We start from the raw sequence: 13974 nt of genomic DNA, 5'->3' as shown, positions 1-13974 counted from the left end.
TTTATAAAGCACGGCTAATAACAAGTTTCTGTATTTCACTTGTTCCTTCATATATTTGCGTGATTTTCGCATCACGGAAAAATCGTTCTACTGGATAGTCTTTCGTATAACCGTAACCACCAAATACTTGCACCGCCTCAATCGCGACTTCAACCGCTGTCTTAGAAGCAAATAATTTCGCAATAGATGCTTCTTTACCGCATGGTAATCCTTGTGCCCTAAGAGATGCCGCTCTATATACGAGTAACCTTGCTGCCTCGACACTTGTTGCCATATCTGCAAGCTTGAAGCCAATTCCTTGCTGCGCCGCAATGGGCTTCCCGAATTGCTCCCTTTCTTTTGCATAATCAATTGCACAGCCAAGCGCCGCTTCAGCAATTCCTAACGCCTGCGCACCGATTCCAATTCGCCCAACATCTAAATTCGCCATCGCCACCTTGAATCCTTGTCCTTCTTCCCCAAGTAAATTCTCAGCTGGCACTTTCATATCTTCAAAAGTAAGTTGTACTGTACGAGAACCGAGAAGTCCCATCTTATGTTCATCTTTTCCAATGATTAAACCAGATGTATCTTTCTCTACTATAAATGCAGAAATACCACTTTTTCCTGCCTCTGGATTTGTAGAAGCGAATACAATGTATGTACTTGCTTCACCACCATTTGTAATAAACACTTTCGATCCATTAATAATATAATGATCACCTTTTTTCACAGCTCTTGATTTTAAACTCCCTGCATCTGATCCTGCATTTGGCTCTGTTAAAGCAAATGCACCTAAATATTCCCCGGTTGCAAGTTTAGAAACATATTTTTTCTTCTGTTCTTCTGTTCCGAAATATAAAATCGGATTCATTCCAACTGACGTATGTACAGCTAAAATTACACCAACTGTTGCACTTACCTTTGAGATTTCCTCAATTGCTAGAATGTAAGAAATAAAGTCCATTTCTGCCCCGCCGTATTTTGCAGGCGCTGGAATACCCATTAATCCAAGCTCACCCATCTTTTGCAAAATCTCTTTCGGGAACACCCCTTGTTCCATACTAGGAACAAAGGGGGCTATTTCCTTCTGTGCAAAATCCCGAACCATTTTCCTCATCATTTGCTGCTCTTCATTAAAACGAAAGTTCATATATTCCGCCTCCATTTGCTATATATCCTTTAAATAATTTGGTAAGACCACTATGTTGTAACAAAGGGGGCATTTATTCGTAAACGTAGAATCCACGACCTGTTTTACGCCCTAACCATCCTGCATTCACATACTTACGTAATAATGGACATGGGCGATATTTACTATCTCCTAATCCTTCATGCAGCACTTCCATAATGTATAAACACGTATCTAAACCGATAAAATCAGCGAGTGTCAAAGGCCCCATCGGATGGTTCATACCAAGCTTCATGACTTCATCAATTGCTTCTTTCGTCGCTACACCTTCATATAACGTATAAATTGCTTCGTTAATCATCGGTAGTAAAATGCGGTTTGATACAAAACCTGGGAAATCATTCACTTCAACTGGTACTTTCCCAATTTTTTTCGTAATATCTTCAATTGCTTCATATACCGCATCATCGGTAGCCAAACCACGAATAATCTCAACAAGCTTCATAACTGGAACTGGATTCATAAAGTGCATACCGATTACTTTTTCCGGACGCTTCGTTACCGCTGCAATTTCTGTAATTGGCAGAGATGACGTATTCGTCGCTAAAATTGCGTGTTCTGGAGCAATTTCATCTAGATTCGCAAAGATTTTCTTTTTAATATCCATTTTCTCAACAGCTGCTTCAATAATAAGATCCGCTTCTTTCACACAATCTAAATCAAGCGTTACTGTAAGACGATTTAATGTCGCTTCCTTCTCTTCTTCCTTCATGCGTCCTTTTTCTACTTGGCGGGCTAAGTTTTTCGTAATGATAGCCAATCCTCTATCTAATTGCTCTTGCTTTAAATCTTGTACCTTCACGTCATATCCTGCCATTGCACATACTTGTGCAATTCCTGACCCCATTTGCCCTGCACCAATTACAACAATGTTTTGTACACCCATTTTTTCTTCCCCCTTAATTGTTAATAAATTTTATACCCTCGAACTTTAATTAGTGAACTTCAATCATCACTGCGTCCCCTTGACCGCCACCGCTACAAATCGAAGCAATTCCAATTCCGCCGCCGCGCTGCTTAAGTGCATGGATTAGTGTAACGATAATGCGCGCTCCGCTTGCTCCAATTGGATGTCCCATCGCTACCGCGCCGCCATTTACATTCAATTTTTCCGGATCAATTCCTGCGATTTCTGTACTTGCAATTGCTACCGCTGCAAATGCTTCATTAATCTCGAATAAATCGATGTCTTCAATTTTCTTGCCTGTTTTTTCAAGCAATGCGTTAATTGCATAACCTGGCGTTCTTGGGAAATCTTTAGATTCCACTGCAATTGCTGTATGCGCCAAAATTGTCGCTAATGGCTTTCTTCCTTCTTGCTTCGCTCTGTCTTCGCTCATTAATACAAGTGCGGCACCACCATCATTTAGTCCCGGCGCATTACCAGCTGTCACCGTCGCTGTCTTATCAAATACAGGTTTTAACTTTGCTAACTTTTCAATCGTTGTATCTTCACGTGGCGCCTCATCCTTTGCAACGACAATAGGATCGCCTTTTCTTTGCGGAATCGTTACTGGCACGATTTCCTCTTCAAAACGCCCTTCTTTATGCGCTGAAACCGCACGCTGATGGCTACGATATGCCCATTCATCTTGCGCTTCGCGAGAAATTCCATCTTCCTTCGCAACTTCTCCACCATAAACGCCCATGTGTGTACCTGAAAATGCGCATGTTAAACCGTCAGCAACGTTTAAATCAACAACTTCGTTATTGCCCATTCTGTATCCCCATCTTGCTCCGCGTAAAATGTAAGGACTGTTACTCATCGACTCCATACCGCCAGCTACAACCAGTGATTGATCGCCAGTACGAATAATCTGATCCGCTAACGTAACCGCACGAAGCCCTGATGCACAAACTTTATTCACTGTTTCCGTCTGCACTTCCCAAGGGATTCCAGCAGCCCTCGCAGCTTGGCGCGATGGAATTTGTCCCTGCCCACCTTGAATAACCGTTCCAAATATAACTTCTTCAACATCACTAGCCGCAACATTTGCTCTTTCAAGCGCTGCTTTAATTGCAATTCCTCCAAGTTCCGTCGCTTTTACATCTTTTAAAGATCCTCCAAATTTTCCAACTGGTGTTCTTGCAGCACTTAAAATAACTGTTTTACTCATGTTTCTTTCCCCCATTTCATTTTTTAACACTGAGCGCTCGCTCGGTATCCCTACGTTGAGAAGAGGTGCAATCATTGCACCTCTTTCTAAAGTTGTATACATTCTTACAAACTACATCGCTTCTTTTTTCTGTCCGATAACAGATCGTTCTAAAATCTCTGTCACATCAAGAGTTTGAACCTTCTCTTCTACCTCTTTCGCTTTCGTTCCATCACTGATCATCGTTAAGCAATATGGACAACCTGTACCGATAATGGATGGCTGTACAGCTAATGCTTGTTCTGTACGAGCAACGTTAATACGTGAACCTGTTGTTTCTTCCATCCACATTAAGCCACCACCTGCGCCACAGCACATTCCCGTTTCACGGTTACGTGCCATTTCTACAAGATTCACTCCAGGAATCGCTTTCAAAATGTCACGTGGCGCTTCATACACTTCGTTGTATCTTCCTAAATAACAGGAATCATGGTACGTAACTGTTTCTTCAATAGCGTGAACAGGCTTTAAGCGCCCTTCTTTCACCCACTGAGCTAACAATTCTGTATGATGATAGACTTCTGCTTGCAAGCCAAAGTCCGGATACTCATTTTTAAATGTGTTATAAGCATGAGGATCAATCGTAACGATTTTCTTCACTCCTGCCTTTTCAAATTCTTCGATATTCTTTGTCGCCATCTCTTGGAATACAAATTCATTTCCAAGGCGGCGTGGTGTATCTCCAGAATTCTTTTCTTTATTACCGAGAATTGCGAATGAAATGCCTGCTTCGTTCATTAACTTCGCAAACGATATCGCAATCTTCTGACTACGATTGTCGTATGATCCCATTGAACCAACCCAGAATAAATACTCGAATTCCTCCCCAGCTTTTGATTTTTCTTTTACAGTTGGAACTGTTACTTCGTCATCACCTTGGCGCCATGTTTCACGCTCTTTACGGTTCAGCCCCCACGGATTTCCTTGACGCTCGATATTTGTCATCGCGCGTTGTGCTTCCGCGTCCATTTTCCCTTCAGTTAAGACGAGATATCGACGTAAATCAATAATTTTATCAACATGCTCATTCATAACTGGGCATTGATCTTCACAGTTACGACACGTTGTACATGCCCAAATCTCTTCTTCTGTAATAACATCTCCGATTAAACTCGGATCGTAAGCGAGCGTTGTAGACGCTGATTCTTGTTGTCCTTTTCCAGCTGCCATCATCGCTAACTGATTTCCTTGTGTATTATTGAAGGCAACTACTGGAACCCACGGTGCTTTTGATGTTACCGCAGCTCCTTTATCAGTTAAATGATCGCGAAGTTTTAAAATTAAGTCCATCGGCGATAACATTTTTCCTGTTCCTGTTGCCGGACACATATTTGTACAACGGCCACACTCTACACAAGCGTATAAGTCAATAAGTTGATTTTGTCTAAAGTCTTCAATTTTACCAACACCAAATGTTTCTTGCGTTTCATCTTCAAAATCAATCTTTTCAAGCTTCCCTGGGTTTGAAAGACGACCGAAGAATACATTAGCTGGTCCTGCAATTAAATGCGCATGTTTTGATTGTGGAACATACACTAAAAACGTTAACAAAATTAGTAAATGCACCCACCAAGAAAAATAGAACACTGAAATGGCTACGGTTTCATTTACCCCGCTAAAAACGTAAGCGATTGCAGAAGCAATTGGTTCACTCCATGAAAGCTCCTCGCCATGCCATATAAGTCCCATACCGTTACCAAGTAGCACAGAAATCATTAAACCACCGATAAAGATAAGAACAAGACCTGATTTGAAGTTACGTTTTAAACGAACAAGCTTTTCTACATAACGTCTATGAAAAGCCCAAAATACTGCAATTAAAATAACAAGTGTGACAATTTCCTGGAAGAATGTAAATGCAGGGTATAGTGGTCCAAGTGGAAGATGTGATCCTGGTGCGAGTCCTTTCCAAACGAAGTCAATTGCTCCAAATTGGACAAGAATAAATCCGTAAAAGAACATAACGTGAATGATGCCGCTTTTCTTATCTTTCAGCAGCTTTTTCTGACCGAAAACATTGACCTTAAGGAGATCCCAACGCTCTTTAAAACGACGGTCAAACTCAATTTTTTTTCCTAATTGTATGTAGGCCATTCTCGTCCGTATAAGATATACAAACAAATATCCTGCATAAGCAATAACAGCAATGGCAGCCAGCCAATTAATAATCAGTAAGCTATTCATTTTTATGCTACCCCTCTCTTTGTAAGCCCTCTTTCTTTTTGAATCTTCAAAAATATATAATTTTCTGAATTATATCCCCTATCCCCATTATATAATGAGTGAGCATTCAGTCAACAGTTTTTTGTTATAGAACAACACATTTTTTCATAAAGCTGTTTATTTCGGTGAAACTATAAAGTGAAACTTTAATCAGTAGGGGCGGTTCTTCCCCCGCTGATTATTAGTTGAACCAATCGGGCTTTTACGGGCAGTTGATTTCCAAACTAACTTCTACTTATTCAACAGTTTTTGAGGTGTGAGGCTTACTGCCCTTTAAAGCGGGATAAAGTGCAACTTTCATCAATGCAACATACTATCCTCTGATGAACTTTATAATAACAACCGTGCTACCCGTATCATTTGTAACACACTGAAGGTGAAAAGAATGCGAAGGAGGGAATTCACTGATGCTCTACTTATCTCTTTTGTTAATATCCGTTGCTCTTTGGATTACAATTGACCTTTCATACGGGAGACTTCTTCATTTAAAACGGGTAAGCTCTCGCACTTTCCCTTTACGTCAAAGTGATTTTCGCCTTTATACATACGGGAAAGATTTATATGACGCTTTATTTACTGACATAAAACAAGCACAGCACCACATTCATATTTTATTCTTCATTGTAAAAACCGATAAAATCAGTCGTGAATTTTTAAAATTGTTGATTGATAAGGCTCAGGAAGGAATTGAAGTACGACTTTTACTTGATCGATTTGGCAGCCATTCTTTATCAAACGAAGCTATTCGCTCCCTGCAAAAACATGGTGTATCTTTTTCATTTTGTCATAAGGTAAAATTTCCTCTTCCTTTCTTTTCTGCCAATCAAAGAAATCATAGAAAAATTACAGTGATTGATGGGAAAACCGGCTATATCGGGGGATTTAATATTGGCGAAGAGTATCTAGGGCATAATGAACACTTAGGATTATGGCGAGACTATCATTTACGTCTTACAGGAGAAGGGGTTCAAGATTTACAAAAGCAATTTTTACATGATTGGTTTGATGATACGAAACAGAATTTATTGGATGCTTCTCTTTATTTTCCAAAACAACAACCAGGTACCATCCTGCATCAATTTATTCCGACTGATGGTGCTTATTTACAGCATACTTTTTTACATTTAATTAACGGAGCAAAAAAAGAAATCTGTATCGGTACGCCATATTTCATTCCTGGAAAAAAAATTATGAATGCCTTATTAAAAGCAAGAGAAAGAGGGGTTCAAATCACAATTCTTGTTCCAGAAAAAGCTGATCACCCTCTCGTTCGGGAAGCAAAATTCCCGTACTGCCGAAAATTAATACAGGCTGGTTGCAATATTTATGCATTTCAACAAGGGTTTTTTCACGCCAAAATTATTATAGTGGACGATGATATTTGTGATATCGGAACGGCAAACTTTGATATGAGAAGTTTATATATTAATCATGAAATAAACTGCCTGTTATATAATAAACATTTCATTCAAACAGTAAAAAATAAATTTCATGAAGATCTAGAGAATGCATCCGTACTTTCCTATAGCGATGTAAACCCGCCTTCTCTTATCGATAGAGGAAAGGAATGGATTGGAACAATGCTTGCTTTCTTTTTATAGGAAAGACAATGAATAAAAGAGGTGTATCTCATATGATTATACGGTTTGGATATGTCTCACATGCAATGGCACTCTGGGACTGTTCTCCTGCCAAAACAATGACGTTTACAAGCTTTAAGAAACTTAGCAAGCAAGAACGAGAAGACAAACTGTACCATGTTATAAGGCAAAATTTAGAGCACACAATACGTATCCTTCATTACAATATAGCACATGAAATCCCACTATATCGCCTATCGTCTTCCATCGTCCCACTTGCAACACATCCCGAAGTCGAGTTTGACTATATTGGGTTATTCACACCACTTTGGCATAAAATAGGGGCTTTAATTAAAGAACACAATTTACGAATAAGTTTTCATCCAAATCAATTTACGCTATTTACAAGCGACAAGCCACATATTACTACTAACGCTATTACGGATATGACTTACCATTATAAAATATTGGATGCTATAGGCATTGCAGATTCTTCTTACATTAATATTCATGTAGGTGGAGCCTATGGAAATAAAGAAAAGGCAATTGAGCGCTTCCATGAAAACATAAAAAAACTTCCTACACATATAAAAAAACAAATGACTCTTGAAAATGATGATAAAACCTATACAACCGCTGAAACTTTATCAATTTGCCAAAAAGAAAATATTCCATTTGTATTTGATTATCATCATCATATGGCCAACCTTTGCGAGGAACCACTAGAAGAGTTGCTTCCTGCAATTTTTGAAACTTGGTCACATACAAATATCTCTCCTAAAGTTCACATTTCCTCCCCGAGATCGGAAAAAGAATTTAGGGCTCATGCTGAATATATCGATTTAGAGTTTATTAAGCCTTTCTTACACATTGCAAAAAAAAATAATCATAATTTCGATATTATGATTGAAAGTAAACAAAAAGACTTAGCACTATTCCAATTAATAGATGAACTTTCTGCTATAAGAGGAATTAAAAGAATAAGTGGTGCAATGTTACAGTGGTAAATTGTAACTTTGCACCATTTTTTCAAAAAAGTAATTTTTATAGTAAAAAATATTCTATTTTATATGCTATTATTTAAATTAGCATTTTCTCCCCGAGATTCAACTTTATTGAAACGGAGTCATAATATGATTAATCAAAAAAAGTATATACAATCTGTCATAATATACATATTTATATTTGCTCTTTGGATATTCCTTATACCAAGTGAGTCGAATATAAAAGAAATCGGGATTCTTTTCTTATTCTGTTTCGCTGCACTTTTTTCTTGCTATTTCTTATGTAAAGCGATTAGAAAAATGACGCCTGGTGATAAATTATTTTGGATTTTATTATTATGTACTTGTCTATGCGGGTTAGCTATGGAGATAACTTTATTTCTTCCTTCACTTTCTATTCATAAGCAAGTTATATTCTCATATAAAGCATTACCTTTTTTTATCATACAATATGTTTTACTCTTTGTTGGATTTGCTATAAAGTTTATAAAAATTTACTCTATTAAGGGTCTTGCTCAATTTTCATTCGATAGCATATTTATTGTTATTATGAACATTTATTTCACTTTAACTTTTATCTTGGACCTTTCAAGCTTCCGTATGCTAACAAAGGAAACTTGGATTTTAATTGGCTATTTTATTGCACAATCATTAGTAATTTACGCCGTTATTAGTCTATATAGAAGAGAACAATATTCTTCTAGTAGAATCGCATTAATTATCGGTTTCACTATTATACTCGTATACGGTTACATTCATCTGTTTCAATTAAATTTTGGGATGAAAACTTCTCCTGAATTTAATTATTTAATACACACTGCTTCCATTTTATTAATTGGACTTTCTTCCATACTATATATCTTGGATAAACCAATGCAACATGAAACGAAAGCAAAATATTATCGATTCGATTATGTACGTTTTATACTACCTTATTTTAGTATAATTATTACTTTTTCCTTTATTATCATTCAACCTTGGGATGATAAATTTATGTTAATTGGTCTCGTATTATCACTTATTTTGTTATTCTTGCGGCAACTTTACATGTGGAAAGATAATCAAGTACTAATCCTTACATATGAACAGTTGACTACACAACTAGAGGACGAAGTTGAAGAAGGTGCATTTGCATTATCAAAAAGTGAACAACGCTATAAGTCTTTATTCGAAGATCATCCCGATGCCGTTTTCTCTTTAAATATGAATGGCATTTTTCAACAATCTAATAAGGCATGCGAAAGCTTATTTACTGCCTATTATTGTGAAGTAGCAAGCTATTCTCTGGTACACTTCATTGATTCAAAAGATCACGAACTACTAAAGAAGGCTTTACAAATTACAAAGGAAGGTAGGCCACAAACGTTAGAAGTTCGTACAAAAGAACAAGAAGGCTATTATTATTATCTTCATATTACACTTATCCCTACTTTTATAAACAAAGAAGTGGTCGGAATGTTTGGGATAGCGCGTGATATTACCACTCTATATGAAAAACAAAAACAAGTAGAGCATTTAGCCTTTCACGATGCACTTACTGGATTACCAAATCGTCGAAAGTTCGAAAAAGATTTAAAAGCCATTTTAAATACAGCCCAAACTAACGCAAATGATGTCGCCGTCATATTCCTTGATTTAGATCGATTTAAAAAAATTAACGATAGACTTGGCCATGACGTTGGAGATTTATTATTAATTGAAGTAGCAAAAAGATTACGCGGTTGCTTGCGTTCAAAAGATATCGTCGCTCGCCAAGGTGGAGATGAGTTTACAATTCTGTTACCAGAAATGTACTCAGAAAAAAGTGCAATTTTTATAGCTGAACAGATTTTAACTATTTTAAACAAACCATTCTTCATTCAAGGCGAAGAACTCTCTATTACACCAAGTATCGGAATTGCGATGTACCCTGATTATGGAACTGATGTAAATGAATTAATGAAAAATGCTGATATGGCTATGTATCGTGCGAAAGCAAATGGAAAAAACCGATTTGTTTTCTTCTCAAAAGAAATGAGTATCGCTCAAAATGAAATTCAATTCTTAGAAGGTGAACTTTCAAAAGCATTACAACAAAATGAATTTTTCCTTGAATACCAGCCACAAGTAAGCACAAAAACAAAACAAATTATCGGTTTTGAAGCATTAATACGTTGGAAGCATCCAAAACTCGGTATCGTATCTCCTGCCCAATTTATTCCTCTAGCAGAGGAAACTGGTTTTATTATTGAACTTGGCAATTGGATTTTACGCACTGCCTGTTTAGAGGCAAAAAGATGGCATAATCAAGGTTTCTCTCACTTAAAAGTTGGTGTAAATTTATCTGTTGTTCAATTTAACCATGCAGATTTAATCCCAACTATTTCAAAGGTGTTGGAAGAAACAGAACTGAAACCAGAAGCACTAGATATTGAAATTACGGAAAGCATCGCAATTAATCAAAATCAATCTGTAATTGCAAAACTAGAACAACTTCAAAATCTCGGTATTCAAATTTCAATCGACGACTTTGGAACTGGTTATAGTTCTTTAGCTTATTTAACAAAATATCCAATCAACACATTAAAAATCGCTCGAGAGTTTATTTGTGGAATTACAACTAGCCCTTTAGAAGAAGCAATTGTCTCTTCCATTATTACACTATCAAAAGAACTAAATTTAAAAGTGATTGCAGAAGGTGTAGAAACAGAAGAAGAATGGAAATTTTTACATAAACAAAATTGTGATCACATTCAAGGATTCTTTATTAGCAAACCTGTTTCTAGTAAAGACGTTTGGATGTTACTCCATAAAAAAACAACCGTCTAAGTAAGACGGTTGTTTTTTAGAACTCAAAAGGTACTTCATTAGCTAATTGTATCTCTTGATTATTATGAGAAATTATTTGGTTTTTCTCTAATGCTGTATCTCCTAATGAAATACCCCATGCCATCGCTAACGTTAGTAAACTACCAATAAGTAGTTTTTTCATATTCCATCACCCGCATTTTTTCTTTAAATATATCATGAAAAATTATCCAAACTTTATGCAATTATGCATATTTGTTCTTTATGTCTTTTTTATTTCTTCATTTTTTTTATAAGTGATTCTTTTAATTCATGGTTTCCTAATATATCAAAAAAGAAGCATGCTTTTTCGTAAGCATCTTCAATTTCTGCTCTATCACACCCAAGTTTTGCTAAGCATTCACCTTTTCGAAAGTATAACTGTCCAATCAATGTCATACTGTTAATTCGACACGATAGGTCAATGGCTTTATTTGCGTGACAAAGCGCTTCTTCGTATTGATTGTCTATGTATAATGCTTTTGCATGATTATGTCTCACCTTCACATCAAACTCTTTATTATCATGCAATGCCTCTAATTGTTTTAATATATTTTCAAACAAATCAATACCCTGCTTCAAATAGCCGTTTTCAGCATAAATGTTTGCAATTGCGTTTTCAATATAAAGGTTCTGATATACATCTATTCCTACCAGTTGTTGATTGAGCAATTTCTTTAATTCTAAAATGCAATATTCGTAATCGATTTTTTTCAATACGTAAGCAGCTACATAATATTGCCATTGAAGAAATTGCTGAAGCTCGGGATGATATTCTTCCTTTTTCAATTCATTGCATACTCTATTATAAATTTCTTTATATTTTTTTTGCTTACAAAGCAGAATAATTTGATCTTTTAACTGCTTATTCCTCTCAATATCAGAATAAATAAGTACCTCATAAAAATGAATGATGGGAACTTGTAATTTTGCTGCAATACCTTGCAATATATCCATACTTGGGTATACCGCGCCCGATTCAATTCGACTTACTTCCGATTGATGACATATGTTCTCGGATAACTGTTTTTGTGTTAATCCTCTCATCACCCTAATTTTCTTAATTTCACTTCCTAATTTTTCTGCGTGCATACTTACTCACCATCCCATTATAACAATCTAATTTTTTAAGTTGTCATACCACTACAATAATGTGAATTCGACAATTTTTGATATGAAATAATGCATAATATATATATAATTCGGCAAATTTTTCATACAATTCATCTCACATACAATAATAGATTAGGAGTGTTATAGATGAATTATAGAAAACTTGCTAGTGCTTTCGTTACATTCGGTCTTCTTTGCCCTTTATCAACAGAAGCTATTCATGCTCAAGAGTTAGACAAAAGTGCAGTCAAAGTTGAAATTGCTCAGCCTGGTTTAACAATCGGGAAATTAACACAACCTCAAAATGATACGAAAGAAAATATTGCTAAAAAGTATTTAAAAGGTGAGGTAAATGGGGCGAAAGCTCAACAAGAACAAGTCACTACTGAAAAAAATGTAGATTTCCAACCTACAAATAAAGAAACTAAAGAAAATCAAACCGAAGTTCGCCTTGCACAAACATATAAAAACTATAAAGTATATGGCCAAGATCTCATTGTAAAAGTAGATAAAAATGGAGTGATCACAACTGTTAGTGGTAAAGTTGTTCAGAATTTAAATCAACAACCTAATCTTACTATAACAAATTTTTTGTCGAAAAATGAAGTAAAATCTAAATTACGCGATATAGTTCAAATTCCAAGTGATGCAGTTGAGACAGAATTCTCTAGCGAAACCGTTGTTTATAAGAAAAAAGATGGCTATTATACATTCGCAACTGTTATTACATTTACTTATGAAAACAATGAACAAATTATAAACGGCAATGCTATCGTTGATCTAAAAACTGGCGAAGTACTTTTCCAAGAAAAGTTCATTAAAAACAAAGAGAATAAGACTATAAATCAAGTAACATCACCTAGATTATCCCCTGCAAGTGAGCAAGGAACTGGGAAAAATGCACTTCAAGAAAACATCTCTTTCAATATTGCCAAAGGAACTGATGGGAAATTTTATTTAGCGGATTTATCACGCGGAAATGGTATTTATATTTATAATGCAAACTACGCCGATTCCCTCGGAGGATATAGTCAAGCTGGTTATCCAGGGACACTAATTTCAAGTAGCAATCCTAATTTTGCAGATAAAGAAGCCGCGGGCGCTATGAAGAATATGAGTGATATTTACGATTACTTTAAGAAAGAACATAATCTAAAAAGTTACGACAATAAAGATTCAAAAGTTGTTGCTAGTGTACACGGTTTTGATTCTACTGAAGTTAGTGATGGTGTAAAAGAAGACTATGTAAATGCATTTTGGCATCCCGCTTGGAACCAAATGGTATTTGGTGATGGTTTAGGCGGAAAACTAACATCCGCTCTTGATGTAACAGCTCATGAATTTGGACATGCTGTATTTAGTGGCACGACGAAAAATAAAGTCGTGAGATATCCAAGCGCTGAAACATCTGCACTAAACGAGGGATTAGCGGATTTCTGGGGTACACAAATCGAATATTACGTAAAGAAAGATAAAGGAAACTGGATTATGGGCGATACATTAGGTGGCCTAACAATTCGTGATATCCCAAGGGAAATTGGTGACGGCGGTCATAAATTATATACAAATTTACAAGATTTCTATAACGATGGTAATAATCAAGAATCACACGTGAATTCTGGTATTATCAGTCACGTATTATATCAATTAGCTGAAGGTAAAACATATAACGGTGTTGCTGTTCAAAAACAAGGCAATGAAAAAGTAAGTAAAGTTGTTATGCGTGCATTGCAAAATTATGCAACTTCCGCTGAAGACTTTGAATCACTTCAATCTCATATTGTACAAGCTGCAAAAGATTTATATGGCACTGCCGTATCAAATGAATTTGCAAAGGCATTTGAAGCACACGGTTACAAACCGTTACAAAAAGTAAATCAAGTAATAGAAGTACAATAATT

Annotated in this window: 10 protein-coding genes; 4 read left to right on the top strand and 6 right to left on the bottom strand. The window is 36.2% G+C overall.

Annotation, left to right across the window (positions count from 1 at the left end; translation table 11 throughout):
- Position 1 precedes the first annotated feature (1 nt).
- The 4 genes from ACTFRY_RS23880 to ACTFRY_RS23865 all read right to left on the bottom strand — a co-directional run bounded on the left by ACTFRY_RS23880 (position 2) and on the right by ACTFRY_RS23865 (position 5511).
- Complete coding sequence (locus tag ACTFRY_RS23880; protein WP_001011181.1) at positions 2-1132, bottom strand: acyl-CoA dehydrogenase; 1131 nt, start codon at positions 1130-1132, stop codon at positions 2-4.
- 73 nt (positions 1133-1205) lie between these two features.
- Positions 1206-2057, bottom strand: a complete 852-nt coding sequence (locus tag ACTFRY_RS23875) for a 3-hydroxybutyryl-CoA dehydrogenase (RefSeq protein WP_000538874.1) — start codon at positions 2055-2057, stop codon at positions 1206-1208.
- A gap of 49 nt (positions 2058-2106) precedes the next feature.
- On the bottom strand, positions 2107-3390 hold the full coding sequence (locus tag ACTFRY_RS23870; protein ID WP_002001542.1) for an acetyl-CoA C-acetyltransferase: 1284 nt from the start codon (positions 3388-3390) through the stop codon (positions 2107-2109).
- Positions 3391-3399: 9 nt separating this feature from the next.
- A complete protein-coding gene (locus ACTFRY_RS23865) occupies positions 3400-5511 on the bottom strand; it encodes a heterodisulfide reductase-related iron-sulfur binding cluster (RefSeq protein WP_001086779.1) in 2112 nt (703 codons plus the stop codon).
- A 446-nt stretch (positions 5512-5957) separates the two neighbouring features.
- Here ACTFRY_RS23865 and cls point away from each other — a divergent pair, with 446 nt between their 5' ends.
- The 3 genes from cls to ACTFRY_RS23850 all read left to right on the top strand — a co-directional run bounded on the left by cls (position 5958) and on the right by ACTFRY_RS23850 (position 10942).
- The gene (gene cls / locus ACTFRY_RS23860) at positions 5958-7151 is read left to right on the top strand and encodes a cardiolipin synthase (RefSeq protein ID WP_016118947.1); all 1194 of its coding nucleotides are present in this window, start codon (positions 5958-5960) and stop codon (positions 7149-7151) included.
- A 32-nt stretch (positions 7152-7183) separates the two neighbouring features.
- Complete coding sequence (gene uvsE, locus ACTFRY_RS23855) at positions 7184-8137, top strand: UV DNA damage repair endonuclease UvsE (RefSeq protein WP_016118948.1); 954 nt, start codon at positions 7184-7186, stop codon at positions 8135-8137.
- A 126-nt stretch (positions 8138-8263) separates the two neighbouring features.
- Entirely contained in the window at positions 8264-10942 is a 2679-nt protein-coding gene (locus ACTFRY_RS23850; RefSeq protein ID WP_098616154.1) for a DUF4084 domain-containing protein, read from the top strand.
- A 16-nt stretch (positions 10943-10958) separates the two neighbouring features.
- Here ACTFRY_RS23850 and ACTFRY_RS23845 read toward each other — a convergent pair whose 3' ends face one another.
- Both ACTFRY_RS23845 and ACTFRY_RS23840 read right to left on the bottom strand, forming a co-directional pair.
- Positions 10959-11105 (bottom strand): quorum-sensing peptide PapR, encoded by a 147-nt coding sequence (locus ACTFRY_RS23845; protein WP_000734726.1) that lies wholly within the window; start codon positions 11103-11105, stop codon positions 10959-10961.
- An 89-nt stretch (positions 11106-11194) separates the two neighbouring features.
- Positions 11195-12052 (bottom strand): helix-turn-helix domain-containing protein, encoded by an 858-nt coding sequence (locus ACTFRY_RS23840; protein WP_000542925.1) that lies wholly within the window; start codon positions 12050-12052, stop codon positions 11195-11197.
- 168 nt (positions 12053-12220) lie between these two features.
- Here ACTFRY_RS23840 and ACTFRY_RS23835 point away from each other — a divergent pair, with 168 nt between their 5' ends.
- Positions 12221-13972, top strand: a complete 1752-nt coding sequence (locus tag ACTFRY_RS23835; protein ID WP_001109510.1) for a M4 family metallopeptidase — start codon at positions 12221-12223, stop codon at positions 13970-13972.
- Positions 13973-13974: the final 2 nt, after the last annotated feature.

It is taken from the genome of Bacillus cereus group sp. MYBK195-1 (assembly GCF_051916605.1).
GTDB classification, from domain to species: Bacteria; Bacillota; Bacilli; order Bacillales; family Bacillaceae_G; genus Bacillus_A; species Bacillus_A cereus.
Note: the sequence above shows the minus strand (reverse complement) of the source record. Positions and strands in the feature narration are given on the sequence as shown.

Excerpts from the sequence above, each read along its gene's own strand:
- ACTFRY_RS23850 (WP_098616154.1), top strand. The coding sequence starts at position 8,264 with ATGATTAATCAAAAAAAGTATATACAATCTGTCATAATATACATATTT.
- ACTFRY_RS23840 (WP_000542925.1), bottom strand. The coding sequence starts at position 12,052 with ATGCACGCAGAAAAATTAGGAAGTGAAATTAAGAAAATTAGGGTGATG.
- ACTFRY_RS23835 (WP_001109510.1), top strand. The coding sequence starts at position 12,221 with ATGAATTATAGAAAACTTGCTAGTGCTTTCGTTACATTCGGTCTTCTT.
- ACTFRY_RS23870 (WP_002001542.1), bottom strand. The coding sequence starts at position 3,390 with ATGTATACAACTTTAGAAAGAGGTGCAATGATTGCACCTCTTCTCAAC.
- ACTFRY_RS23875 (WP_000538874.1), bottom strand. The coding sequence starts at position 2,057 with ATGGGTGTACAAAACATTGTTGTAATTGGTGCAGGGCAAATGGGGTCA.
- uvsE (WP_016118948.1), top strand. The coding sequence starts at position 7,184 with ATGATTATACGGTTTGGATATGTCTCACATGCAATGGCACTCTGGGAC.
- ACTFRY_RS23865 (WP_001086779.1), bottom strand. The coding sequence starts at position 5,511 with ATGAATAGCTTACTGATTATTAATTGGCTGGCTGCCATTGCTGTTATT.
- ACTFRY_RS23880 (WP_001011181.1), bottom strand. The coding sequence starts at position 1,132 with ATGAACTTTCGTTTTAATGAAGAGCAGCAAATGATGAGGAAAATGGTT.
- cls (WP_016118947.1), top strand. The coding sequence starts at position 5,958 with ATGCTCTACTTATCTCTTTTGTTAATATCCGTTGCTCTTTGGATTACA.
- ACTFRY_RS23845 (WP_000734726.1), bottom strand. The coding sequence starts at position 11,105 with ATGAAAAAACTACTTATTGGTAGTTTACTAACGTTAGCGATGGCATGG.